This is a genomic window from Pantoea sp. (assembly GCF_028283705.1).
Taxonomy (GTDB): Bacteria; Pseudomonadota; Gammaproteobacteria; order Enterobacterales; family Enterobacteriaceae; genus Pantoea.
In genome coordinates, this window is the sequence record NZ_JAPWKD010000034.1 from 177,966 (window position 1) to 203,871 (window position 25,906).

The window sequence follows — 25,906 nt, forward strand, 5'->3', positions numbered from 1 at the left end:
GCCGCTACGCCGAACGGCATCCCGCAATTAACGATACAAGCTGGCTTTGCCCAACCCGCCAAACAGGTTCATTTTGTAGCGAATCACCCCTTTCGCCGCCGCGATAGCTTCCGGGTAGATGGCATTCGGGTCCCACCAGGTTTCCCGCGCCAGAATCTCGCGCACTTTCTGGAAGTAGGCGAACTTCATATCGCTGGAGATATTAATTTTCCCCACCCCGAGTGTCACCGCCTCGGCAATCTCGGCATCCGGGTTAGCGGATCCGCCATGTAATACCAAAGGAATGGTCACACGCTGCGAAATGTCTTTAAGAATATGCATCTGCAATTCCGGCTTCATATTTTTCGGATAGATGCCGTGTGCGGTGCCAATCGCCACCGCCAGAGTATCCACGCCGGTGCGCTGGATAAAATCCTCTGCCTGCGCCGGTTCGGTGTAAATCACCTTGCTGACGCCGCCTTCCACCGTGGTGCCGGTATCGCCGATGGTACCCAATTCACCTTCGACCGACACCCCGACTGCATGAGCCAGCTTCACCACCTCTTTGGTCAGCGCGACGTTCTCTTCATAGGGCAGCAGCGAACCATCAATCATGACCGAGGTAAAGCCGCACTGGATGGCACGCAGCACCTGAGCAATGGAGGCTCCGTGATCAAGGTGAATGGTGAAAGGCACTTTGCTTTTCAGCGTACGTTCCCGTACGTAGCCAAAGAACTCATCGGTGACAAACTCCAGTTCACTGGGGTGGATCGAGATGATGGCTGGCGTGTTTGTCGCCTCAGCTTCCTCCACCACGGCGCGAATAAAGCAGCTATCCGCGACGTTAAAAGCGCCGATGGCAAAACGGTGTTCACGGGTAGGTGCCAACATCTCTTTCATAGAAATCAACATGTTATATTTTCCTTCAGGTGATGTTTAGTCAGGGCCGACGGCAGCGCCGACCCGATGATGAATAAAATTGGGAAAATCTGTGATTTATCGCGCGGGTGTCAGGCTTTGCCCGCCGAACCCGACCAGCTCAGGTACTCGGCCACCACTTCGCGGCAGGCGGATTCCATCAGCCCGAGCAAATCCGCCAGCTCGGCGTGTGGATGCTGTTTCATGGCCTGCTGCAACGCGTTCTTACCGGCATCAAATACCGCGGCACCGACGTTAATCTTGGCGACGCCAAACTGGCTGACGCGGCGCAGATCCCCGGCGGGTGTTCCCGAGCCACCATGCAGCGCCAGCGGGAGGGGGGAGACGGCATGCAGTTCCTGCAAGCGCTGGAAATCAATTTTCGGCTGCACGCCAGCCGGATACAGCCCATGCGCCGTACCCACCGATACCGCCAGAAGATCGATCCCGGTTTGCTCAACGAACGGCAGCACATCTGCTACCTGGGTCATCTTTACGGCGGCATCGGCCAGTTCATAAGTCGGGGCATCGGCGATATGCCCCAGCTCGCCTTCAACGCACACTCCAGCGGTATGCGCCATCTTCACTACCTGCGCGGTTTGACGAATGTTTTCCGCCAGCGGCTCGGACGATGCATCGATCATCAGGCCGGTAAACCCAGCGCGAAATGCCTGGCCAATCAGCGGAAAGGCTTTGCCGTGGTCAAGGGCCAGCGCCACCGGCACCGTGGCATCTGCTGCCAGCGCCCGTACCAGCGGTACCGCCACGGGGGGAGGGAAATGTGCGCTATGCCCCTGATACACATTGAGGATCAGCGGAGCGCGCTGCTGTTCGGCGGCCTGAATGGCGGCGCGTGTGGTCTCAAGGTTAAAGCAGTTGATCGCCAGCACTGCGTACCGCTGCTGCGCTGCTGCCCGAATCAGGTCATTCATCATGGCAAACATGGTGGCTCCTTATTCCAGAGTGAATTTGATCTCTTCATCGCGGACGCCAGGGGCCTCCACATCGTCGAACTCTTCATCCGCCTGGGTAACGGTTTTCTTCATTAGCGACAGCATCACGCCACACACCACGGTGCCGATGCCAAGTGCCAGACAGAACAGCCAGGGTTTGGTGAACAGCGGCACCACAAACATACCGCCGTGCGGTACCGGTGCTTCCACGCCCCACACCATGATCAGCCCACCGGCAATGGCTGAGGCCACCACGCAGCTGGCAACCACGCGCAGCAGGTCACGCGCGGCTATCGGAATTACGCCTTCGGTGATCATGCAGATCCCCATCGGGAAGGCGGCTTTCAGCGCCTCTTTTTCTGCTTTGGTGTACTTGTGACGCGTCATCAGGAAGGAGAGGGTGATGCCGAAAGGCGGAATCATCGAACCGACAAACTTCACCGCTTCCGGCCCGTAAATACCATCGACCAGCATGCCATCGGCAAACAGCGACATGGTTTTATTGATGGGACCGCCAAAGTCGAAGGTGGCCATGGCACCGAGAATCGCGCCCATCACAAACTTCGAGCCGCCCTGCATCGATTCCAGCAAATGAATCAGCGTCTGCTGCAACCAGACAATCGGCTGGCCGATGAAGGTCATCATCAGTAGTCCGGCGATGATGGTACTGAGCAGCGGCAACACCATGATCGGCATCAGGCCCTGCATCGACTGCGGCAATTTAATGGTGCGGCGCAGCAGCAATACGGTGTAGCCAACAAGGAAGCCGCCGAGAATGCCACCGATAAAGCCGGTGCCAATCTGGCCGCAGATAAAGCCGACGATCAAACCCGGGGCAAAGCCGGGGCGATCGGCGATCGAGTAAGCGATCGCCGCGCTGATCAACGGGACAATCAGTCCCATGCCCCAGCCGCCGATCTGGTTGAGCATCCAGGCAAGGGTGCCGGTGTGTTTACCGACATCCGGTCCACCAATCACCTGGCCTAACGCGATACAGATCCCGGCGGCGACGATCAGCGGGATCATCCAGGAGATGCCAGTGAGCAGATGTCCTTTGATCTCCTGACCATACTGACGTTTGTTGTCATTCATGATGGATCTCCTCAGGCGCGCGCCAGTGAATCCGCCACTTTTTCGAGGAATTTCACCGGTGACTTGATCACCACCTCGGTTTTCACCCTCACGATAGGTTTGCCCTGGAAGCGCTCTTCGCCTTTGATCTTCACGTCAACCGCGAGGATCACCACATCCGCAGCGGCGATCGCCTCGCGGGTGAGTTCCGTTTCGGTGCCGATGGTGCCCTGCGTTTCGACGTGGATGGTGTGGCCCAGTGCATGGGCGCCCTTAATCAGTTTTTCCCGCGCGATGTAGGTATGCGCGATGCCTGCCGTGCAGGCCGCTACACAGACGATGTTCATGTGTCACCTCAGAAGAGTAGGGTTAACAGAGGTCGGTTTCGGCGTACTGACTAAACAGCCGGATGATATTGCCGGGGTCGTTTTCCGCCAGCAGTTGGGCAATCACCTCATCATCGGCCAGCGCGCTGGCCACCTGCGACAACAGGCGAATGTGGGTGGTGTTCTGATCTTCCAGTCGCACCGCGAACAGGATGATGCAGCGCACCTGGCTGCCATCCAGCGTTTCCCAGGGGATATCCTGCTGGGTACGCCCAATGGCTAACGTGGTTTGCCGCACGGCCGCTGATTTGCCGTGTGGAATGGCGATATGGTTTTCAAAGCCGGTGGAGCCTTCCGCTTCACGCAGCCAGACATCAGCGATAAAGGCTTCGCGATCGCTGATGGCACCGTCCTGATAAAGCAACTCGGTGAGTTCGTTAATCACTTCTTCTTTGCTGGTGGCAGTCAGGGCCAGATTGACGCGGCGCGGCGTCAGAATGCGGGAAATATCCATCAGTCAGACCTCATTCAATTAATGTTCAGCCAGGGCGTCATTCGCCCGGTGCGGCAGCTGGCTGCCAATCATGGCGTCAGTCACCCGCCGGATATCGTCATCGTTAAAAAATGCACTGACATACACGCTGGGAATGGCGCCGGTGGCGAGGTGAATGGTGGTAATCACCAGGTCCACCGCTTCATGCTGGCAAAAGGCGGCGTGATTACTCGCCGATACCACTCCGGCGATTTCCCAATCCGGGAAGGCGCGCAGAATCCGGCTTTTCAGCAGATGTGAGGTGCCGACGCCGCTGGAGCACACCACCAGAATGCGTTTGTGGGCAATCTGCCGCTCCAGCGCCGCCTGAAAATGGACGCAAAGGTAACCAATTTCATCATCTGCGACCGGTGAAAGATCGTAAGCGCTCGCCGTCAATTGCATCGCCTGCTGCGTCAGGAAAAATATTTCTTTCATCTCCTGCTGAATATCTTCCAGCAGCGGATTACGAATATGGATGTGATATTTAAGGCGATTTAATAACGGCTTAATATGTACCAGTAATCCGTCGAATAATAATCGGTCCTGAGATAAATCCTGCTGAATTAATGCCGAGAAACGATCGATTAATTCACAAGTTATTTTGACCGATTCCGCAGTGGAAAATTGATTATGCAACGGCGCATGATCGCCGCGTTCTTCCACCACAATGCCGGACGAGACAATATATTGATAAATAAATCCCACCTCATCCGCCGGAAGCGCACAGCCGATGCGTGCTTCAATCTGGCTGACCATCTGCTGCGCAATGGTCAGGATGCGTTTATCCAGGTCCTGCGCGGCAAGCGTGGTCTGTAAGGCCAGCACGTTACCCTGCGCCATGCGATGCATCATGATTAAGATGTGGGTACACAGATTGAGATACCAGGCATCACCCAGCGGATAACTCAGCTGCTGCTCCATCTGTAACAGCAGCGCCTGCACAAAAGCGACATCCTCGTCACCGAAGTAATGCACCAGCGCCTGCTGGCTACCGGGGTCGAGCCGTGGCAGCAGCGGCGTGCCCGCCACGTTTTGCTGCATCACATCATTAATCAGTGACACCATCGCCTGGCGCAGTGTCTGTTCATTACCTTCAATGTGCGTGCCACCTGGGCCGCGCGCCAGCGTTAATCCCAGCGGTTGCAACCACTCTTCAATCACTTTCAGGTCATTCACGATCGAAGCGTGGCTGATAAAGTAACGCTCTGACAACTTGCTGATTGAGGTTTCACGCGGTGCATCACTCAGCAACTGAGAAGCAATCTTTACCCGGCGGCTGTTGTGGCTCAGGGCATCGCTGTTGTCATCGCCGTTCAGTTGCTGCTCCAGTTGCAGGCGCTGCTGGATATCATCAACGCGCAGTCGCACGCCGCGTCCCGGGGTCTTCTCCAGCACCATGGTCCAGTTACTGAGCCAGGCTTCCAGCCATTGCAGGTCGCGATAGATGGTTTTTTCTGATACGCCGAGCTGCTGCGCCAGTTGCTTTAACGGCTGAGGTGCGGCCTGTTGCAGCAGCAGTTTTACTAATCGGTGTTGTCGCGAAGTCAGTATTTGCATTCGGTCCCCCTTTATTTTGGCAAAACCGTGTTCTGCTATGGTGTTTTTTATATTTTCCAGATGCCATAAATCAGGAACGCAAAAAATATCTGTCTTATGGAGTATGAATTTAGGAAAGGAAGAGAAAAGCAACAATACTAAATGTTGTCCTCTTGCGCGGACAGGATTAATACGAAGCGTGATGAATGAAAATTAATTGAGATCATGCTCACAGAATGCCGGGAATATTCATTGTGATCATGATCTCATTCTATTTTATTTTTATAACCGGCTTCACATTAATTTCCTGATAAAGATTCCTGCGACCAGAGATGGCTTACCCCCTGTGACTAAGCCACGCGAATAAGGTACTATCCTCGCCAAATGACCGCCGGATGTCCCGCCGCTGTGGGCCACGAAGTGAGGATGCGAGCTTAATGAGCGAATTGACGCAGGATGGTGCAGAGCGTCTTGCCCTGCACAAATTTACAGAAAACGCGTACCTGAATTACTCGATGTACGTGATTATGGACCGTGCGCTGCCGTATATCGGTGACGGCCTCAAGCCGGTACAGCGCCGTATCGTCTATGCGATGTCCGAGCTGGGCCTCAATGCCAGCGCCAAATTTAAGAAATCAGCGCGTACCGTGGGTGACGTGCTGGGTAAATACCATCCGCACGGCGACAGCGCCTGTTATGAAGCGATGGTGCTGATGGCGCAGCCGTTCTCTTACCGCTACCCGCTGGTGGATGGTCAGGGCAACTGGGGTGCGCCGGATGATCCGAAATCCTTTGCGGCGATGCGTTACACCGAATCACGCCTGTCTAAATATGCCGAAATTCTGCTGAGTGAGCTGGGCCAGGGCACGTCGGATTTTATTCCCAACTTTGACGGCACCTTGCAGGAACCGAAAATGTTACCGGCGCGTTTGCCGAATATCCTGCTGAACGGCACCACCGGCATCGCCGTGGGTATGGCGACCGATATTCCTCCGCACAACGTGCGTGAAGTGGCGCAGGCGGCGATCACCTTGATCGAAAAGCCGAACACCACGCTGGATGAGTTGCTGGATATCGTGCACGGTCCGGATTTCCCGACCGAAGCGGAGATCATCACCCCGCGTGATGAAATCCGTAAGATTTACCAGAACGGTCGTGGTTCCATCCGCCAGCGCGCGGTATGGAAAAAAGAAGACGGTGAAGTGGTGATCACCGCGCTGCCGCATCAGGTATCCGGTGCGCGGGTGCTGGAACAGATCGCCGCGCAGATGCGCAATAAAAAGCTGCCGATGGTGGAAGACTTACGTGATGAATCCGATCACGAAAACCCCACCCGTCTGGTGATTGTGCCGCGTTCGAACCGGGTCGATCTGGATCAGGTGATGAATCATCTGTTTGCCACCACCGACCTGGAAAAAAGTTACCGCGTTAACCTCAACATGATCGGCCTGGATAACCGTCCGGCGGTGAAAAACCTGCTGGAAATTATCTCGGAATGGCTGATCTATCGCCGCGATACCGTGACGCGTCGCCTGAATTACCGTCTGGATCGCGTACTGCGTCGCCTGCATATCCTGGAAGGTTTGCTGGTAGCGTTCCTCAATATTGATGAAGTGATTCACATCATCCGTACTGAGGATGAGCCGAAAGCGGTGCTGATGTCACGTTTTGACATCAGCGAAACCCAGGCTGAAGCGATTCTGGAATTAAAACTGCGTCACCTCGCTAAACTCGAAGAGATGAAGATTCGCGGTGAGCAGGCAGAGCTGGAAAAAGAGCGTGACCAGTTGCAGGCGATTCTTGCCTCCGAGCGCAAGATGAGCAACCTGCTGAAGAAAGAATTGCAGGCAGATAGCCAGACCTACGGTGACGATCGCCGTTCACCGTTGCGTGAGCGCGAAGAAGCCAAAGCGCTGAGCGAGAATGATTTGGTTAGCGCCGAGCCGGTCACCATCGTGCTGTCACAGATGGGCTGGGTACGTAGCGCCAAAGGACACGATATTGATCCTTCCGGCCTAAGCTACAAGGCAGGGGACAGCTATCTGGCTGCCGCACGCGGTAAGAGTAACCAGCCGGTGGCCTTTATTGACTCCACCGGACGCAGCTATACCCTCGATCCAACCTCGCTGCCGTCGGCGCGTGGTCAGGGCGAACCGCTGACCGGTAAGCTGACGCCACCGCCAGGTGCGGTGATGGAACAGGTGCTGATGGAGCCGGATGAGCAGAAACTGCTGATGGCTTCTGACGCTGGTTATGGCTTTATCTGTACCTTTGCGGACCTGGTATCGCGTAACCGTTCCGGTAAAGCGCTGCTGACGCTGCCGGAAAATGCCAAAGTGATGACGCCGATGGCAGTCAATCATGAAGATGACATGCTGCTGGCGATTACCCAGGCCGGGCGTATGCTGATGTTCCCGGTCGGCGAACTGCCGCAAATGTCGAAAGGCAAGGGGAACAAGATCATCTCGATTCCTTCCGCAGAGGCTGCGGCAGGGACGGATAAACTGGTATGGCTGCTGATCCTGCCGTCAGGCAGTGCCATCACTCTGCATGTCGGCAAACGTAAGATGTTGCTGCGTAGTGAAGAATTGCAGAAGTTCCGCGCTGACCGTGGTCGTCGTGGTACGTTGCTGCCGCGTGGTCTGCAACGTATTGACCGCGTCGAGCTGGATGCCCCTACGCGCCAGGGCGGTGAGAGTGAAGAGTAACCCTGCAAAGAATAAAGCAGGCAAGGGTATGCCACTACTGAGGAAACTATGTTACTAATTTTACGGACTATTTTTGTCGTTATTTACTCGATTCTGGTCTGTGTGTTTGGCTGTATCTGGTGCCTGTTTTCACCACGCAATCCACGCCATGTCGCCACGTTCGGCCACATGTTTGGCCGCTTATCGACGGTGTTTGGCGTCAAGGTGGAACTGCGTAAACCGGCGGATGCGGAGAGTTATGGTAATGCTATCTACATCGCAAACCACCAGAATAACTACGATATGATCACCGCCGCCAATATTGTGCAGCCCACCACGGTAACCGTGGGCAAAAAAAGCCTGCTGTGGGTACCGTTTTTTGGTCTGCTGTACTGGCTGGCGGGTAATTTGCTGATTGATCGTGACAATCGCGCTAAAGCACATGGCACCATTGGTGAGTTAATTGATCAGTTTAAAAAGAAGCGCATCTCGTTCTGGATGTTCCCGGAAGGAACGCGCAGTCGTGGACGTGGCCTGCTGCCGTTTAAAACCGGCGCATTCCATGCCGCGATGGCAGCGGGTGTGCCGATTATCCCAGTGGTGGTGTCCAACACCCATGACAAAATCAAACTCAACCGCCTCAAAAACGGTCTGGTGATTGTCGAGATGTTGCCGCCAGTGGATACCAGCGAGTTTGCTAACAGTTCGGTGCGTAAGCTGGCGACCCATTGCCGTGAATTAATGTCGGCTAAGCTGGAAGAATTAAACGCTGAAGTCGCCGAGCGCGAAAAAAACGGTAAAATCTGACCGGCCCCACGGGGCAGGCAATCTGCCCCGTACGCAACAGACCCTCTCCGGGTGCAGCACAGCAATAGCAATTAGAAAAAAATGGACGGCGTCCTCACGCCACGCTCAAAAGGTCTGAAGTTTTATGTCTTGCAGCAGACGTCAGTTTATTCAGCTTTCTGCCGGTGTCGCACTTGCCACCAGCGTAACCAGCACTGCGCGTGCCGCTTCCGCGCCTGTCGGCGATACGCCGCTTCCCGTACCGCCGTTGATTGAATCACGCCGCGGCCAACCGCTATTTCTTACGCTCCAGCGCAGCCACTGGTCATTCAGCGGCAACAGCAACAAAGTGCCGGTGTGGGGCATTAACGGCTTGTACCTTGGCCCGACCGTGCGTGTCTACAGCGGCGACGATGTGAAGCTGATTTACAGCAATCGGCTGAATGAACCCGTCGCCATGACCGTCAGCGGTTTGCAGGTGCCGGGCGCGCTGATGGGGGGCGCACCGCGATTGATGTCAGCCGGTGTAGACTGGGCGCCGGTATTGCCGATTCGTCAGGGCGCGGCGACCTTGTGGTATCACGCCAATACGCCCAATCGTATGGCACCCCATGTCTATAATGGCCTGGCGGGGATGTGGTTGATTGAAGATGACGTCAGTAAGGCGCTGCCGCTACCGAAACACTATGGCGTGGATGATTTCCCGCTGGTGATTCAGGACAAGCGTCTCGATAACTTTGCCACACCGGTCTATGACCCGCCGCAGGATGGCGGCTTCCTTGGTGATACGTTGCTGGTTAATGGCGTGCAGAACCCGTATGTGGATGTTTCGCGTGGCTGGGTCCGCCTGCGTCTGCTGAATGCCTCAAACTCACGTCGCTACGATCTGGCTTTCTCCGATAATCGCCCCTTTACGGTGATCGCCAGTGATCAGGGCTTCTTACCGGCCCCGGTCGCGGTACAGCGTTTGTCGCTGGCACCGGGCGAGCGGCGCGAAGTGCTGGTGGATATGTCGCAGGGTGATGAAGTGTCGATCACTGCGGGTACTGCTGCGGGATTGATGGATCGACTGCGCGGCCTGTTTGAGCCGTCATCGATCCTTGCCAATACGCTGGTGCTGTCGCTGCGCCCAACCGGCTTGCTGCCGCTGGTCACGGACAATCTGCCGATGCGCTTGCTGGCGGATCAGATCCTCGATGGTGTGGCGGTACGCACCCGCGAATTCCGCATTGGCGACGGTATGCCGGGCATCAATGGTGCGATGTGGAATATGGGACGTATCGATACCACGGTACAGCAGGGCACCTTTGAACGCTGGATCCTGCATGCTGACCGCCCGCAGGCGCTGCATATTCAGGGCGTGATGTTCCTGATTAAAAGTGTCAACGGTGCACAACCGATGGGTGAAGATCGCGGCTGGAAAGATACAGTGTGGGTGGATGGGGATGTCGAGTTGCTGGTGAGTTTCCCGCAGAGTTCGTCGGAGCATTTCCCGTTTGTTTATTACAGCCAGACGCTGGAACTGGCCGATCGCGGTACCGCAGGGCAGCTGCTGGTTAACCCAACTAACTGATATTCCTAAAATCTGTAACGGCGCGATTTCTCGCGCCGTTACGTATACGGTTATTAATTAAAACTCTCCGGGTCCGGTCCCAGCCGGTTGCCGATATCCAGCGCGGTAATATCGCTGATCTCGGTTTTTTCCAGCCGGAAATCAAACACCTTAATGTTTTCCTCAATGCGCTCCGGGGTCACTGACTTCGGAATCACCACCAGACCACTGTCCAGGTGCCAGCGAATCACGATCTGCGCCGGGGTTTTGCCATATTTCTTCGCCAGTTCTTTGATCACGTCCTGATCGAACACCCCTTTACCGCCCTGTGCCAGCGGGCTCCAGGATTCAGTCTGGATCTGGTGCATCGCGTTCCAGGCGTGCAGAGTGCGTTGCTGTAGCATCGGATGCAGTTCAATCTGGTTCACCACTGGCGACACGCCCGTTTCATCCATCAGGCGTTTCAGGTGCGCTTCGTTGAAATTACACACGCCGATGCTTTTGGTCAGACCCTGTTTCTGCAATTCAATCATCTGCTGCCAGGCTCCGACATACAGATCTTTTGCCGGGCAAGGCCAGTGCATCAGATAGAGATCGACCTGATCCAGTTTGAGTTTTTCCAGGCTGGTTTCCAGTGCCTGCCGGGCGTTTTTCTGGTCGTCATTCCACAGCTTGGTGGTGACAAAAATGCTGTCGCGCGCCACGTCGGTTTCCTGTAGCGCCTGACCAATCGCTTCCTCATTCTTATAGGCGGCAGCGGTATCGATGGAGCGATAGCCGACCTCCAGCGCTTTTAATACCGCCTTGCGTGCATCTTCAATACTCGCCTGCCAGACACCCAGCCCGAGCTGCGGCATCATATTGCCGTCGTGCAGTTTAATCAGTGGTTGGTCTGCCATAGTTGCTCCTTATTTGTCGCAGTGACTCACCGGAAACACTGAGGTTAATTCTAGTCAACAAACCTTAGCGCCGGGATCATTGTGGCAATTCTGCGGCGCTTTTGTGCTGTCTGTTTCTGCTGGATTCTTGCCTGATTCTCCAGCTGGCTGGAGCTTTCGCCTGCACTGCGGCAAACTGACCTTTTTGCTGCGAGAGAATCTGCCATGCCCCATGACACCCTTTGCCGCCAGCTGGCCCAGCAGGTCATTGCGTTGATGAAGCCTGGCAGCCAACCCTTGTGCCAGCTGGAAAACGTACGCTTAATCTATGCCGATGAACCGCTGCCGCGTACGCCCATGATGTATCAGCCCGGCATCGTCATCCTGTTCCAGGGGCGCAAAACCGGTTATCTCGGCAGCACGGTATTTCATTACGATGCCACCAAGTATCTGATGCTCACCGTGCCGTTGCCGGTGGAGTGTGAAACCGAGGCCACGCCGGAGGAGCCGCTGGCGGGGATCTGTCTCACCGTGGACAATGCCAGCCTGCAGGATCTGCTGATGGAGATTGGCGACGATGAAGATTTCCAGCCGCAGCCGCAAACCTCGGGCATCCATTCCGCCTTTCTCAGTGAAGAGATGTTATGTGCTGCCGAACGACTGCTGGATGTGCTGCGTAAGCCGCGTGACGCGCGCGTACTGGGGCCGCAAATCGTGCGGGAAATCATCTACTACGTGCTGGTCGGGCCGTGCGGAGGCGCGCTGCTGTCGATGATCAGCCGCCAGACGCAGTTCAGCCAGATTGCCCGCGCGCTACGCCGTATCGAAGGTCATTTCAGTGAAAACCTCAGCGTGGAAACGCTGGCGGCGGAGGTGAACATGAGCGTATCGGCCTTTCATCACAACTTTAAAGCGGTGACGCAAACCTCGCCGTTACAGTATCTGAAACGTTTTCGCCTGCATCAGGCGCGTCTGATGATGCTTCAGGATGGCATGCGGGCCAGCGTTGCAGCGGTGCGCGTCGGTTATGAAAGCCCCTCGCAGTTTTCCCGCGAGTTTAAACGTTATTTTGGCGTGACGCCGGGAGAGGAGGTGAGCCGCGTGCGTCAGACGATATTTGAATCACCCGCTGACGCCGCGCAGCTGTTATGACGCCTTGGGGCGTCTTTTTTTCCAGATCACCAGAATGCTGCCAGCCAGGCCGACAAACAGCAGCACCACGGGCAGCAGCATCAACACCGCCATCACCTGATCTTCATGGCGTTTGATGAAGGGTACCTGGCTGATGCCGTAGCCGAATGCCACCACGATGCATACCCACAGCAGCCCGCTCAGCCAGTTAAACAGTTGAAAACGACCATTCTGCAAACCAGAAATGCCCGCCATGGTGGGCAGCAGGGTACGGACAAATGCCAGGAAACGACCGACCAGCAGCGCCATCAGCCCGTGGCGATTAAACAGCTGCCAGGCTCGCTGATGATATTGTGCCGGTAAGTGCATCAGCCAGCTTTTCACCATTTTGGTATTGCCCAGCCAGCGCCCCTGCAAATAACTCAGCCAGCAGCCGAGACTGGCGGCGGTGGTCAGAATCACCATGGTAGGGACAAAGTCCATCACACCTTTGGCGACCATGGCACCGGCCAGCAGCAACAGGCTATCGCCCGGCAGAAAAGAGGCCGGTAACAAACCGTTTTCCAGAAACAGCGTCACAAACATCACGCCGTAGACAATCCACACCACATCCGGATTGGCCAGCGCGGCAAAATCCTGATGCCAGAGTGCGTGGACAATCTCATGTAAAACACCCATCTGCTATTCCATCAAGTCACAAGGATAGTATTTTAACGGCCCGCGTAGCAGCAAACGTTGATCTTTGCCACGCGAATCCGGCCTGTTGAGCTTCTGTTGAAGATTTTAGCGCTTCAGGCGGTCAAACCCGGCTTGCAGGTCTTCAATCAGGTCAGCAACGTGTTCCAGACCAATGTGCACCCGCACCAGTGTCCCGGTAAAATCGACGCCGCCTGCCGGGCGAATCGCCGCCAGTTCTTCCGGCTGATTCGCCAGAATCAGCGACTCATAGCCACCCCAGGAATACGCCATGCTGAAGTGGTGGAAACCGTCGAGATATCCCGCCAGCTGCTCGCTGCTCAGTTTCTCATGCAGAATGAACGAGAACAGGCCGCTGCTGCCGGTAAAATCGCGTTGCCAGAATTGATGGCCTTTGCACTGCGCCAGCGCCGGATGATTGACCCGCGCCACTTCCGGTCGTGCAGCCAGCCATTCCGCCACCTGCAATCCGCTTTCTTCATGCTGACGCAGGCGGGTGCCCAGCGTACGCAGACCACGGCTCGCCATATAAGCGGTATCGGCATCAACCATCTGTCCCATCAGGTAGGAATTTTCACGCAGCTGATCCCAGCAGCGCGCGTTGGCCACTGCGGTACCGATCATTGCATCGCTGTGGCCAATCAGATATTTGGTGCCTGCCTGAATAGAAATATCGACGCCATGCTCCAGAGCGTTAAACAACACCCCCGCCGCCCAGGTATTATCGAGCATAATGATGGCGTCAGGCGCTTTCGTGCGGACCGCAGCGACGATGGCTGGAATATCCTGCACTTCCATGGTGATGGAGGCCGGTGACTCAAGAAACACCACGCGGGTATTCGGCTGCACCAGCGCGCTGATTTCGTTGCCGATGCAGTGATCGAAGAAGGTGGTGGTGACCTGGAGTTTGCTGAGGATTTTGGTACAAAAATCCTGGGTGGGTTCGTACACCGCACCGCTCATCAGCACATGATCGCCCGCCTCGACGAAAGACAGGATGGCGTTGGCAACCGCAGCGGCTCCACAGGGATAAAGCACGCAACCGGCACCGCCTTCCAGTTCCGTCATCGCGTCCTGCAAGGAGAAATGTGTCAGCGTGCCGCGACGGCCATAAAACAGCTCGCCTTTCGCCCGTCCAGCGGTTGCGCGTTTTTTATCAGCCACGGTGTCGAAAACCAGCGATGAGGCGCGCTGAATAACGCTGTTCACTGAGCCCTGAGTGTAACGTTTGCTGCGTCCCGCGCTTACCAGCGTGGTGTCTATTTTTTTCGTTGCCATCACTGCCTTTTCTGCCGCATTCCACAAAGGAACCACGTTACCACGAATCGCGCCTGCGCGTTGACCCTGATTGCGGAATATCAGACTGTCGCCCTGGAATAAGTGGCTTCCTTTGCCGCGTCCCTGCGGCCGGCGTTACATCACCCCCATCACATGCGGCAGCCACAGTGACAGCGCCGGAATATAGGTGATGAGCATCAGCACCAGAAACAATATGCAGTAGAACGGCAGCATCGCACCCACCACCTGTTCAATTTTCTGCTTACTCACCGCACTGGCGACAAACAACACCGTGCCTACCGGCGGGGTGATCAACCCGATACCGAGGTTGGTCATCATGATCATGCCGAAATGGACCGGATCGACACCCAGAGAGGTTGCCACCGGTAACAGCACCGGCGTCAGGATCAGGATGATCGGGGCCATATCCATCAGCGTACCGATCACCAGCAGCAGTACGTTGATACACATCAGGATCACATACTTATTATCCGACAGGCTGGTAAAGGCCGCGGTAATGGCGGTGGGTAACTGCATAAAAGTCATCACCGCACCAAAACCGGCGGCGAAGGCGATCAGCACCATCACAATGGTGACGGTTTTGATGGTACGGAACAGCAGAATGTGCAGCTGGTTCCACTTAAAGTCACGGTAGATAAACATGGTGACAAAGAACGCCCACAGGCAGGCGATGGCGGCGGATTCTGACGCGGTAAAAATCCCGGAAAGGATGCCGCCCAGAATGATGACGATGGTAAACAACCCCCAGAAGGCATCAAAGAAGATCTTCAGTGCCTGGCGAAATGGGATCGCTTCCCCTTTGGGATAACCGCGTTTGCGTGCAAAACCGAGGCACATCACCATCAGGCAGCCACCTAACATCAGACCGGGAAGAATACCGGCGACAAACAGCGATGAAATGGTCACCACACCGCCAGTGGCCAGCGAGTAGATCACCGAGTTATGACTGGGAGGCGTGAGCACCGCCTGTACCGAACCACTGGCGGTCACAGCGGCGGCGAAATCACGTGGATAACCCTTCTCTTCCATCTGCGGGATCATTACCGAACCTATCGAGGCGGTATCGGCCACCGATGAACCGGAAATCGCACCGAAAAAGGTGGAGGCGACAATATTGACCAGTGATAACCCACCACGGATAAACCCGACAAAGATGTAGGCAAAGTTCACCAGCCGTCGCGCAATGCCGCCCTCAGCCATAATCGCCCCGGCCAGAATAAAAAACGGGATGGTGAGTAACGAAAATTTGTTGATGCCGTTGGTGATCTGAATCACCACTGCTTCCAGCGGTAGGTCGATCCACCAGGCACCGATAAAGGCGCTAAACCCGACGGCGAAGGCCACGGGAAAGCCAACCAACAGCAACAGGATCAGACTGCCAATCAGAATGAATGCGTCCATCGCGATGCTCCGAAGTTAGTGTGTGCCGCCAAGGGTGACGATTGGGCGCTGGCTCTGGTCACCGTTCAGCAGGCGCTCCAGGGCAAACAGCAGGGTAAAAGCGGTGCCGATGGGGATCGGTAAATACATCTCGCCGTAGGTGACATTGGGCAACGAGGCCAGCGGCTGAATCCACATCGCTTCGCACAGGTTGTAGCTGGCGCGCAACAGAATCAGACACAGGGCAATCAGCAGCAGATTGCACAGCAGCAGCGCCCGCTTTTGCCCGGCTGGCGACAGACGGTCGGTCACCATCGACACGCAAATATGGGTACCTGCGCGTAGTCCCACCGGTGCGCCAATAAAGGTAAAAATGATCATGCAGATAATCGCCACGGGTTCCGGCCACGAGAGCGCGCTGTTCAGCACGTAGCGCGCAAAGATGCCAATCGGAATCACCGTGACCATAATCATCAGCGCCGCCGCGGCAACCCACATGCACAGCAGGTACAGCCCATCCATCCAACGGGAATATGCGTTCATTGTTCGCATCCTGAGTGAGACGCCACGCGGCTGCATGGCGCAAAAGGGTTATTTCACCTCGGCGATCTGCGTCATCAGATCCTGATATTTGCCGCCAAACTGATCGCGCACCGGCTGGGTAGCTTTGACGAAGTAGTCACGATCGATCTGCTGGAAGGTAACGCCGCCGGCTTTCATCTTCTCGATCGATTGCTGGGTATAGGTTGCCCACAGCTGACGTTCTTCATCCTGGGCTTCTTTACCCAGCTTCTTCAGCAGCGCCTGATCGTCGGCGGAGAGACGATCCCAGGCTGTTTTGGAAAACAGGATCATTTCCGGCTGAATAAAGTGGCCGGTCAGGGTGTAGTATTTCGCCACTGGCAAATAGTTGTGGGCAACAAAGGTCGGTGGATTGTTCTCCGTGCCGTCAACCACACCGGTTTGCATCGCACTGAACACCTCGCTCACTCCCATCGCCACCGGGTTGGCCCCCATCGCTTTCAGCGTGGCAAGGGAAATGGCGCTGTTCTGCACGCGAATCTTCATGCCCTGCAAATCTTCAGGTTTGGTCAGCGGCTGTTTGGTGATCATGTTGCGCGTACCGGCATCGGTCCAGCCGAGGAACACCATGCGGGTATTAGGATCCTGATCGAATTTATTGACGATCTGCTCGCCCACGCTGCCATCCAGCACTTTGTGCATATGATCTTCATCGCGGAAGATAAACGGCAGGGTGAGCACGCTGGTTTCGGGGGCGATGGTGGTGACCGGTGCCAGCGAGACGCGGATCATATCGATCGCCCCCAGCTGTACCTGTTGCAGCGTCTGATCTTCATCACCCAGCACGCCACCGGCATAGACTTTCATCTCCAGACGGCCATCGGTGGCTTGTTTTAGTTTCTCACCCATATGCTCCAGCGCGACCACGGTGGGATAACCTGCGGGTTGGACTTCCGCCACTTTGAGCACTTTGGCGTGGGCGCTACAGGCCAGCAGGGCGAACATGGAGGACAATGAAACGGCGAGTAGTCGTTTTTTCAGCGTCATTTTTTACTCCAGCATTGAGGTATCGAAAACGCGCGGTGCAAAGACACCACGAATGGGCAGGGCTGGCTCAGAATAGTGAAAAACAGCTGGCGAAAAACGGGTCAGATGTTGATTGAATGAATTGCATCACATTTTGAAACGTTGTTTTAATAATTTTACATGCTGCATCACATTTATAAAACCGGCGACCAAACGGATACTCATTCATCACAAACTGTGGAGAAAAAGCGCACCTTTCGTTTGTAAATAGTAATGAGAACTACTATCAATTCGACCCGGTAATTTGTTATGATCCGCGCTCGATCGTGAACTGTGCAATTGAAGTTGGAGACGCAGCGTGGTAGCCAGTGATTTGATGCAGACGGATCTTTCCGTTTGGGGCATGTATCATCATGCCGATATCGTGGTAAAGGTGGTAATGATTGGCCTGTTACTGGCCTCCGTGGTGACCTGGGCACTTTTCTTCGGTAAGTTTGCCGAGCTGAGTTCAGCGAAACGTCGTCTGAAGCGTGAACACATCGCATTGAGCGAAGCGCGTTCACTGGATGAAGCTTCACGCACTGCTGCCAGCTTTAAAGGCCATAGCCACAGCGCCGTGCTGCTGAATGATGCGCAGAACGAGCTGGAACTCTCCGCCGGTACTGAAGACACCGACGGCATTAAAGAACGTACTAGTTTCCGCCTTGAGCGCCGTGTCGGGGCCTTTAGCCGTCACGCAGGTCGTGGCAATGGTTTCCTCGCCACCATCGGTTCGGTTGCGCCGTTTATCGGCCTGTTCGGCACCGTCTGGGGTATCATGAACAGCTTCATCGGTATCGCCCAAACTCAAACCACTAACCTCGCCGTTGTTGCACCAGGTATCGCCGAAGCGTTGCTGGCGACCGCGATTGGTCTGGTGGCGGCTATCCCGGCTGTGGTCATCTACAACGTGTTTGCCCGTATGATTGCCGGTTACAAAGCCTCGCTGGGCGACGTCGCGGCACAGGTGCTGCTGTTGCAGAGCCGTGATTTGGACCTGGGAAAAGTGACTAACGAAGTGGCTCGTCCGTCTGCCGCACAGAAACTGCGCGTAGGGTAATTGCTATGGCGATGCGTTTAAACGACGACCTGGAAAGCGATGGCGAAATGCATGAAATCAACGTGACGCCGTTTATCGACGTGATGTTGGTTCTGCTGATCATCTTCATGGTGGCTGCACCGCTGGCAACAGTGGATGTGCGCGTTAACCTGCCTGCTTCCACCAGTGCGCCGCAGCCGCGTCCGGAAAAGCCGGTCTATCTGTCGATTAAAGAAGATAATCAGGTCTATATCGGCAATGATCAGGTAACGAAAGAGACGCTGGTCAATGCGTTAACCGCGCAGACCGAAGGTAACAAAGACACCACTATCTTCTTCCAGGCAGATAAGTCGGTGAGTTATGAAACCCTGATGTCAGTAATGGATCAGCTGCGTGAGGCCGGATATCTGAAAATCGGCCTGATGGGTATGGAAACAGTGAAGAAGTAATCTCACCCAGGGTTATGAGGGCGTCCGGATGGACGCCCTTTTTGTTATGAGTCTTTGCTGATTAAAACAGGAAATCACGAATCGATGCCATAAATGGGCAAATATTCTGTGGATCGGTTTTGTTAATACTTTGTTACTTATGCCCCTGCTTTTGTAAAGTGCAATGGTGAAGGTGATCACATTCATCCGCTGACGACCACGCTACAAGGAAGTCTTACGCATGGAAGAAACCTGGAAAACCTATGAGCTCACCTTCGTCTTTACAAAAATCATCGCAGAGCGGTGCCAAAACCATCTTTAGCGTAACCAGCGGCAATTTCCTTGAAATGTATGATTTCATGGTCTTTGGTTACTACGCGACCGCCATTGCTAAAACCTTTTTCCCCGGTGATAACCCGTTTGCGTCGCTGATGCTGACGCTGATGACTTTTGGCGCGGGTTTTCTGATGCGTCCGCTGGGCGCGATTATACTCGGTGCCTATATTGACCATCATGGTCGTCGTAAAGGGCTGCTGGTGACGCTAGGCATTATGGCGCTCGGTACCCTGACCATCGCTGTGGTGCCGGGTTACGCCACGTTAGGCGCGGCTGCGCCAATCTTGATTCTGCTGGGTCGCTTGTTGCAAGGCTTTTCAGCCGGTGTGGAACTGGGCGGGGTATCGGTTTATCTGGCCGAAGTTGCGCCGAAAGGACGCAAGGGCTTCTATGTCAGCTGGCAATCCGGTAGCCAGCAGGTGGCGGTGATCTTCGCAGCGCTGCTGGGCCTGGGGCTGAATCATCTGCTGGAAAAAGACGCGGTCACTGAGTGGGGCTGGCGTATTCCGTTTGTTATCGGCTGTCTGATTGTGCCGTTCCTGTTCTGGATTCGTCGCATGCTGGAGGAAACTGAAGCCTTCAGCCAGCGCAAACATCATCCGACTATGCGCCAGATTATGCGTTCGGTGGGGCAGAACTGGGCGCTGGTATTAGCCGGTATGCTGATGGTGGTCACCACCACGGTGATGTTCTATATGATCACCGCCTTTACTCCAACCTTTGGCAAAACTGTGCTGATGATGAGCGACAAAGAAAGCTTCCTGGTGACGTTGTTTGTGGGGCTTTCCAACCTGTTCTGGCTGCCGGTGATGGGATCGTTGTCAGATCGCGTAGGCCGTCGCCCGTTACTGATTTTCTTCACCATCCTGATGATTCTCACTGCCTGGCCAGTGCTGAAATGGCTGGTGGGTGCGCCAACCTTCTCTCATCTGGTGATTGCCGAACTGTGGCTCTCCTTCCTGTATGCCAGCTATAACGGCGCGATGGTGGTGTATCTGGCGGAAATTATGCCTGCCGAAGTACGTGCTTCAGGCTTCTCGCTGGCCTACAGCCTGGCAACGGCGCTGTTTGGCGGCTTTACCCCGGCGGTCTCCAGCTATCTGATCCATGCAACGGGCGATAAAGCGATGCCGGGCGTATGGTTGTCGTTCGCGGCGGTATGCGGGTTGATTGGTACCCTGCTGATTGGCCGCATGGTGAAGCAGTATCGAACGCGGCACAGCGCGACTACTGTGAATGCCTGATCAGTCAGATGAACAAGGCCGCCAGAATGGCGGCCTTGTGCCTAAAACGACAAATCTACCACCACGCTATCCGTATAATTCCCCGCTGGTGGGGTATTTTGCGTTGTCAGAATCTGCGCAGTATAGGTATATCCACGCGTCAGACCATCGGCACTGACGGTGGTTGAGGCGCTGCTGCTCCAGCGGTCCGTGCCGGTCGGCCCCCAGCGTGTGGTGGTGGTGGTCCCCTGATAAATGTCATAACTCAACCGGTTGGTGCCACTTGCCATATTGCGCACGCCATTCGCCGCGTAGCTGCCGTTGCTCAATCCCACCGTATAAGTGCTGCCTTTGCTACATACCACGCTAATGGACTGCTGCACCGTGGAAAAACTGCTGACCAGCGGCGCACTGCCAAAGCTGACGTTTGGCGCGGTGATGGTGGTGCAATCATTCGAGATCACCACTGTCACCGTAATCGGAATGGTGCCAGTACCTGTCTGCGGCGTCAGGCAAAGACCTCCGACGCCAAGGCTGGTGCAGATATTGTAGGTAACATATAAATTGAGCGTCACCGTATAGGTTCCTGCGGCGACCGTTTGTCCGGTGACGGTTTTCAGATATACCGGCAACGCAAAGTTCAGGCTACCAAACAGACCAGCAAGATTCGCCAGTACCGCCTGTGAAAAGGTATAGGTCGATCCTCCCACGCTCAGCTCGGTGGTGCAGGCACTGTCCATGCACAGGCGCACCGGAATATTATCAGTTCCGGTGCTGCCGCTAATTTTCATGGTACCCCGCGTGCCGTTGACGTTTGAGGCGCTGGCCAGCTGAAAGGTGATGGTATTCGTGCCTAATAACGTCAGCGCCGATCCTGCGCCACAGTTGACGTTAGCGGTGGTCGAGGTGGAGCTGATGGTTGAATTGGCAACAAAGGTGGTAACTGAGCCAAAGCTGGCGGTTGACGCGGGCAGGCCACAGGCGGCTCGTGCCAGTCCTGGCAGCAGCAACAACGTCAGCAATATCAGAATTCTTTTCATGGAGTGATGCCTGAAGTCGAGTTTTCTGTATTCGGCTGCGCGGCCCCGGGCGGGGGCGGGGGTAACGCGCAGGTGAGCGGGCCATAGGTCTTCAGCGCCTGTGGCCCGTTAGCGATATTGAGTTCGGTGCGGCAGGTGCGGCCATCTGGCGTGGTGACCTGAATTGGGTTGTTGGCGTCGAGGTTTTCCATCCAGGTGATACCGTCCCAGCCGACATACTCGGTTGCCTGCCCGGCACGCAGCACCTGGCTGGAGACTGGCAGCGGCTGTCCGTTGCTGTCATACAGAATCACACTGGCTGAACGCAGTTTCTCCACCGGGAAGTTCAGCAGATAACCGCTCTGGCGTTTCACTGCAAAGCGTTGTTCTACCCGGGGGGAAGTCATATCGGCTGGCAGGTCCAGCGTGTCGATATCGTATTTCGCGGCGTAATAGCTGCTGATTGACGGTACCAGCAGATAACCCTCGTTATCGGTGCGTCCCATCGACTGGTTTTCGTAGCGGATGTTCACGTCGGGATAATTGGTTTTCACCAGTACAAAGGCGTCGTTGATCTGGTTAGCAACGAACAGACGGTTATCCATCAGTACCAGCGCACCACTGAAATCGGCCCACTGGGTGGTGTTATCGTCGTCGCCATAAAAACCTGCCGAGGTATCCACTTTATTGTTGCGATAGCGCAGGCTGCCCTGACGATAATCGCCGCTGTTGCCGCCCTGGTTGGCCCAGGAGGCATCCCACGAGTAGCCGCCGTCACTCGGCATGGCACGCGACAGATACACCCGCTGGTTGTTTTCTCCCTGCTGATCGCGTTCCATGCTGACCGAGGCGCTGCCCTGTTCGCCGAACGGGATCACCAGCGAAATCGCGCCGCTCCATTCCCCCTGTTGCTGGTCGCGGCTGGCGGAGATATACAAGCTGCTGTTACCCCAAATGTTTTTACTCCACGACAGGTTCAACAGCCGGGTGCGTTCGCCCCCGCCGCTGTTGATATCGAGATACGCCAGCCCGAGACTGCCGTATTGATTCATCGACACGCTGGCGGTGTACTGCGCACTGCGGCGTGCCAGCGAATATGAGGTATCGTCCGAGTCGCTGCGATTGCCGACCAGCGCCAGATTGCCAAAATCCGCCGTGCGCAAGGTATGCTGCGTGCCGAGACTCAGCCAGCTGTTGTTGTACTGATATCCCCAGCTGTATTGCGTGCCGGGTTTTCCGCTCATCTGGCTTTGCGCCAGCGCGCCGTTGAGGACGCCCCAGCTGCCGAGTTTCAGCATGCCGCCCGCACCGCCCATCGCCACTTCATCGCTGCCTTCGGCGTGGGTTTCCAGCGTTAGCCAGTTGGTCACACCATAGCGATATGAGCCGCTGGCCGCGGCTGCGCCATAGTCAAAGTTTCTGATGCCGTAGTTTTCACGCATGGCTCCCGCTGAGAAGGAGTAGTCAGACAAACCTTGCTTCAGCAGGCTGCTGGAAACATAAAAGGGCAGGGTGGTGGTGATCTGGCGACCGACCGCATCGGTGGTGGTGATGACCGCATCACCCGCGCCATTGACGAAAGGGACGTTAGTCAGCGACCACGGACCCGGCTGAACGTTGGCCTGGCTGGAGCGATAGCCGTTAATAAACAAATCCACCGTGGAAGGCACCGCCGCCTGGCCGGAAAACTGCGGCAGCGGATAGGTGATCAGATCCGGGCGAATGCTGAAATCACGACCAATCTGCAACCCGCCAAGACGCACGCTGTTGGTCCAGGAGAGCGCATCAGTGACCAGATCCCCGGCACGGATGCTTCGTACCGCGTTCTCGTCCTCGTTGCTCCACCAGGTATCGTAGCGGATATAGCCATTCGGTTGCTGGGGGGCATCGCCTTCGAGTTGCTGCTGCCATACGCCGTTGCTGGAGAATTGTCCGGCGGCACCAAACACGCGCAGCTCATTCCAGGTGGCGAGGCGAGAGCCGGTATGATCGGTGCGGGTGGCGTAGAAGTCATAGTTGAGCAGTGCGCCGGTGCTGGCTCGGCCTGGGTAGCGTGGCCCATTGTGCGCCTGGCCGATCACCTGGCCCGGCAGCCAGGCAGGAGGGACAGTCAGCAGCAGGCGCTGGCGTTGATTGTCATAGTCCACTTTGACGTCGCTTAACTGGTTGACGTTAATCTGCTGTCCCTGCAATTTGTCCGCCGGGATCCCGGCGCGCTCCAGATCGCCACGTCGCAGCCAGAAATCGCCGTTCTTCTGTTCGACCGGCACAATATTGCCCTGCTCCCCCTGATTGATGATCAGCTCCAGCATGTATTGCTGCCCTGCGGCATTGTTTTGCAGCGCAGGGGGAGGTGGCAGCTCGGAGAAGGTCTCGGCGCTACTGATCACGGGTAAACAGCAAATGACGCTGGTCACGGCCAGCGCACAGGGGTGGGGCGAAATGCGCATCAACGCACGGCTGCGCTTTGCCAGTGGCCTTTATTCATCTCAGCCTCCAGCTCTCCACCGACATTGCTATTCAGCAGCCAGCGGTTGCTGCTGTTTGCCAGTACGTAGCCAAACAGGCCGTTGCCGATGGGGCGTCCGCCGATGGTGACATTGCTCAGACGCGCATGGCCGTTGCCGTTATTGGTCAGCAGCAACCAGCGTTTGCCTTCGCTGTTTTCCACTCGCCAGCTGAGATTGGGTTTGGCGCTGTCGGCCGTTAAGCCACTGCCATAAACAAACAGCGGTACGGAGTAGCGCATTTGAAAGGTCAATCCGGCCTGATTGGTACCTGGGGTGCGCGGGGTGGGGATCTCATCCAGTACTACGCGGTAGGCCATCTCCTTACCGGCGTCAGGTGGCACTTGCTTAATTAAGCGCACCAGTTGCTTCTGCCCCGGTTCAATGCGCACCAGCGGCGGGCTGGCGAGCACCTGCTGCTGGGTCTGATACTGCTCGCGCTGGTTGACCTGCTGCCAGGTGAAGATTCGCACCTGCATCAGCGTGGTGGCGTTGCCGCGATTCTCCAGCCACAGCTCACTGGCTTTATCGTCGGGATTGATGGCGGGATCAATCGGCCAGATCATCAGTGAGTTGGCAGCATGGCTGAGAGCGCTGAATGTGAGCAGCCAGAGCAGCAGCAGGTTTTTCATCGGTCATTCCTTCTTGTTTGTGCCCTCACCAGCTCAGGGTGACGGTTAAGGTATCGGTATAAACCCCGGCGCGTGTCGGGCCGGGTAGCTGCAACAAGCCATAAATTGGCAGCGTGATGTTGTTAGCGTTGCTGTAGCTGAGCGTGATGGGTGAATTCACCCCAATCGCGGTGGTGTGGCTGGCGTTGCTGTACAGGCTGTAAGCCACAGTGTTGGTGAAACTGGCCAGTTTCAGGTTGCGGGTGGTGGTGTAGTTGCTGCCGCCGTTGATCGACATGCTCACGGTGGTGCCTGGCGTGCAGGCCAGGCTGATAGTGGAACTTTGGACAAAACTGGCGCTGACGCTGCTGCTGGCGACGCCAGACTGGGTGCCAAAATCAAGCGTGCCAAAAACTCCGGGATTGGAACCGGAAACTACGCAGCCAGCCACTACTGAGGCAGAGACCTGAAAGGTTGCGGTTGGCAACCCCCAGACATTGACACTCCCTATCAGCAGGGTCAGACCGCCAGAAATGCGTGCCCACCCATTTACCCCTCTCACCCGGTTTAACCGAAACCTGTGCCCTAGTAATTCACTGCAACGTTAATGGTATCGGTGTAGGTACCTGCCGGGATCAATGGGTTAAAGCCGCCGCCGACCACGCGACCATAAATGGCGTAGTTGGTACCCAGAGTCGGGTCAGTGGTGCCGCTGGGGGCGATATTGGTGTTATTGGCAATGGCGGTGGTGAAGGCCGCATCGCTGTACAGGGTGTAAGCGATGCCCTGCGTATTGTTGGAGCCGAGGATCAGGTAACGCGGTTGCCCGCTGACAGTGCCGTAAATGGTGGCGGGTGCGGCATTACTGCTGGTGACCTGCACGTTAAATGTCTGGCCGGTGGTGCAGCGCACGTAGATACCGTTGCCGGAAGCCCCTACCAGGGTGGCATTCAACGTATCAAAGGTTGCTGCGCTACTGCCGAAGTTTAAAGTACCGAAATTCACCCCGGTTGTGGCCGACTGACCATTCACCAGACAGCCGGTGGTCAGGGTTAATGTGGCATTAATGGTTCCCGTTGTGGTCGCAGCGAAAACAACAGAGTACGGAAGTGAGACGCTCAGGCTGGCAGCCAAAAGAAAAAGCTTGAGTTTCATAATCATTCCTTACTGATTATCCAGGGTCAGTGCTTTTTCACCTGATGATGCATTTATGAAATCAACCGAAAAATAACAAAGAGCCAGATTTGGCTGCACAGTAAAAATCCCTGACGACTAAGAAACTTCCTATAAGACAGGGAAATGATTTATATCAGTTTTCTTAACTATAGTTCAGCAAAGCGAAGCCTGTCAGGCCCACCAATAATTTTTCCCTAATCAATTTGCCCCGATAGCCGATAATTCAGTGATAGCAAGGGATTCAGGCAGGTTA

At 55.7% G+C, this 25,906-nt stretch carries 24 protein-coding genes; 7 read left to right on the forward strand and 17 right to left on the reverse strand.

What is annotated here, in order from left to right; all coding sequences use genetic code 11:
- Positions 1-27 precede the first annotated feature (27 nt).
- The 6 genes from PW844_RS27660 to PW844_RS27685 all read right to left on the reverse strand — a co-directional run bounded on the left by PW844_RS27660 (position 28) and on the right by PW844_RS27685 (position 5,339).
- Positions 28-891 carry a ketose-bisphosphate aldolase gene (locus tag PW844_RS27660; protein ID WP_299459541.1) on the reverse strand — a complete coding sequence of 288 codons (864 nt, stop codon included), beginning with the start codon at positions 889-891 and terminating at the stop codon, positions 28-30.
- Between the two features lie 98 nt (positions 892-989).
- Positions 990-1,841 (reverse strand): class II fructose-bisphosphate aldolase, encoded by an 852-nt coding sequence (locus PW844_RS27665; protein ID WP_299459544.1) that lies wholly within the window; start codon positions 1,839-1,841, stop codon positions 990-992.
- A gap of 9 nt (positions 1,842-1,850) precedes the next feature.
- The gene (locus tag PW844_RS27670) at positions 1,851-2,942 is read right to left on the reverse strand and encodes a PTS fructose transporter subunit IIC (RefSeq protein ID WP_299459547.1); all 1,092 of its coding nucleotides are present in this window, start codon (positions 2,940-2,942) and stop codon (positions 1,851-1,853) included.
- An 11-nt stretch (positions 2,943-2,953) separates the two neighbouring features.
- Positions 2,954-3,268 carry a PTS fructose transporter subunit IIB gene (locus PW844_RS27675; protein ID WP_013510517.1) on the reverse strand — a complete coding sequence of 105 codons (315 nt, stop codon included), beginning with the start codon at positions 3,266-3,268 and terminating at the stop codon, positions 2,954-2,956.
- A gap of 22 nt (positions 3,269-3,290) precedes the next feature.
- On the reverse strand, positions 3,291-3,761 hold the full coding sequence (locus tag PW844_RS27680) for a fructose PTS transporter subunit IIA (protein ID WP_299459550.1): 471 nt from the start codon (positions 3,759-3,761) through the stop codon (positions 3,291-3,293).
- Positions 3,762-3,779: 18 nt separating this feature from the next.
- Positions 3,780-5,339, reverse strand: a complete 1,560-nt coding sequence (locus PW844_RS27685) for a transcription antiterminator (protein ID WP_299459553.1) — start codon at positions 5,337-5,339, stop codon at positions 3,780-3,782.
- Positions 5,340-5,755: 416 nt separating this feature from the next.
- Between PW844_RS27685 and parC the strand changes: the two genes are divergently transcribed.
- From parC to ftsP, 3 genes are all read left to right on the forward strand, one after another.
- Positions 5,756-8,026, forward strand: a complete 2,271-nt coding sequence (gene parC / locus PW844_RS27690) for a DNA topoisomerase IV subunit A (RefSeq protein WP_299459555.1) — start codon at positions 5,756-5,758, stop codon at positions 8,024-8,026.
- Between the two features lie 48 nt (positions 8,027-8,074).
- Positions 8,075-8,812 carry a 1-acylglycerol-3-phosphate O-acyltransferase gene (locus PW844_RS27695; RefSeq protein WP_299459558.1) on the forward strand — a complete coding sequence of 246 codons (738 nt, stop codon included), beginning with the start codon at positions 8,075-8,077 and terminating at the stop codon, positions 8,810-8,812.
- A gap of 124 nt (positions 8,813-8,936) precedes the next feature.
- Positions 8,937-10,364, forward strand: coding sequence for a cell division protein FtsP (gene ftsP / locus PW844_RS27700; RefSeq protein WP_299459560.1), 1,428 nt, complete (start codon positions 8,937-8,939; stop codon positions 10,362-10,364).
- A gap of 53 nt (positions 10,365-10,417) precedes the next feature.
- Here the strand turns inward: ftsP and dkgA are convergent, their stop codons facing one another.
- Positions 10,418-11,242: a 2,5-didehydrogluconate reductase DkgA gene (gene dkgA, locus PW844_RS27705; RefSeq protein WP_299459563.1), complete on the reverse strand. Its 825-nt coding sequence runs from the start codon at positions 11,240-11,242 to the stop codon at positions 10,418-10,420.
- 204 nt (positions 11,243-11,446) lie between these two features.
- Here dkgA and PW844_RS27710 point away from each other — a divergent pair, with 204 nt between their 5' ends.
- The gene (locus tag PW844_RS27710) at positions 11,447-12,373 is read left to right on the forward strand and encodes an AraC family transcriptional regulator (protein WP_299459566.1); all 927 of its coding nucleotides are present in this window, start codon (positions 11,447-11,449) and stop codon (positions 12,371-12,373) included.
- Here the strand turns inward: PW844_RS27710 and PW844_RS27715 are convergent.
- The 5 genes from PW844_RS27715 to PW844_RS27735 form a co-directional block, all read right to left on the reverse strand.
- A complete protein-coding gene (locus tag PW844_RS27715) occupies positions 12,368-13,030 on the reverse strand; it encodes a DedA family protein (protein ID WP_299459569.1) in 663 nt (220 codons plus the stop codon). The genes PW844_RS27710 and PW844_RS27715 overlap by 6 nt on opposite strands.
- A gap of 105 nt (positions 13,031-13,135) precedes the next feature.
- Positions 13,136-14,326, reverse strand: a complete 1,191-nt coding sequence (gene metC / locus PW844_RS27720; RefSeq protein WP_299459572.1) for a cystathionine beta-lyase — start codon at positions 14,324-14,326, stop codon at positions 13,136-13,138.
- A 135-nt stretch (positions 14,327-14,461) separates the two neighbouring features.
- The gene (locus PW844_RS27725; RefSeq protein WP_299459575.1) at positions 14,462-15,748 is read right to left on the reverse strand and encodes a TRAP transporter large permease; all 1,287 of its coding nucleotides are present in this window, start codon (positions 15,746-15,748) and stop codon (positions 14,462-14,464) included.
- 15 nt (positions 15,749-15,763) lie between these two features.
- On the reverse strand, positions 15,764-16,270 hold the full coding sequence (locus PW844_RS27730) for a TRAP transporter small permease (protein WP_299459577.1): 507 nt from the start codon (positions 16,268-16,270) through the stop codon (positions 15,764-15,766).
- Positions 16,271-16,318: 48 nt separating this feature from the next.
- Positions 16,319-17,296, reverse strand: a complete 978-nt coding sequence (locus PW844_RS27735; RefSeq protein WP_299459580.1) for a TRAP transporter substrate-binding protein — start codon at positions 17,294-17,296, stop codon at positions 16,319-16,321.
- Between the two features lie 355 nt (positions 17,297-17,651).
- On the opposite strand from PW844_RS27735, the gene exbB reads away from it, so the two are divergent.
- From exbB to PW844_RS27750, 3 genes are all read left to right on the forward strand, one after another.
- A complete protein-coding gene (gene exbB, locus PW844_RS27740; RefSeq protein WP_299460467.1) occupies positions 17,652-18,374 on the forward strand; it encodes a tol-pal system-associated acyl-CoA thioesterase in 723 nt (240 codons plus the stop codon).
- A 5-nt stretch (positions 18,375-18,379) separates the two neighbouring features.
- Positions 18,380-18,802 carry a TonB system transport protein ExbD gene (gene exbD, locus PW844_RS27745; protein ID WP_084876831.1) on the forward strand — a complete coding sequence of 141 codons (423 nt, stop codon included), beginning with the start codon at positions 18,380-18,382 and terminating at the stop codon, positions 18,800-18,802.
- A gap of 242 nt (positions 18,803-19,044) precedes the next feature.
- A complete protein-coding gene (locus PW844_RS27750) occupies positions 19,045-20,361 on the forward strand; it encodes an MFS transporter (protein WP_299459583.1) in 1,317 nt (438 codons plus the stop codon).
- A gap of 41 nt (positions 20,362-20,402) precedes the next feature.
- On the opposite strand, the gene PW844_RS27755 is transcribed toward PW844_RS27750, so the two are convergent.
- Genes PW844_RS27755 through PW844_RS27775 form a run of 5 tightly spaced genes read right to left on the reverse strand, consistent with a single transcriptional unit; the run spans position 20,403 to position 25,632 of the window.
- Positions 20,403-21,380 carry a spore coat protein U domain-containing protein gene (locus PW844_RS27755; protein WP_299459585.1) on the reverse strand — a complete coding sequence of 326 codons (978 nt, stop codon included), beginning with the start codon at positions 21,378-21,380 and terminating at the stop codon, positions 20,403-20,405.
- Positions 21,377-23,812 (reverse strand): fimbria/pilus outer membrane usher protein, encoded by a 2,436-nt coding sequence (locus PW844_RS27760; RefSeq protein ID WP_299459588.1) that lies wholly within the window; start codon positions 23,810-23,812, stop codon positions 21,377-21,379. The genes PW844_RS27755 and PW844_RS27760 overlap by 4 nt, the downstream gene beginning before the upstream one ends.
- The gene (locus PW844_RS27765; protein WP_299459591.1) at positions 23,809-24,498 is read right to left on the reverse strand and encodes a molecular chaperone; all 690 of its coding nucleotides are present in this window, start codon (positions 24,496-24,498) and stop codon (positions 23,809-23,811) included. The genes PW844_RS27760 and PW844_RS27765 overlap by 4 nt, the downstream gene beginning before the upstream one ends.
- A gap of 25 nt (positions 24,499-24,523) precedes the next feature.
- Positions 24,524-25,039: a spore coat U domain-containing protein gene (locus PW844_RS27770; protein WP_299459593.1), complete on the reverse strand. Its 516-nt coding sequence runs from the start codon at positions 25,037-25,039 to the stop codon at positions 24,524-24,526.
- A 23-nt stretch (positions 25,040-25,062) separates the two neighbouring features.
- Positions 25,063-25,632 carry a spore coat protein U domain-containing protein gene (locus tag PW844_RS27775; protein ID WP_084876825.1) on the reverse strand — a complete coding sequence of 190 codons (570 nt, stop codon included), beginning with the start codon at positions 25,630-25,632 and terminating at the stop codon, positions 25,063-25,065.
- Positions 25,633-25,906 lie beyond the last annotated feature (274 nt).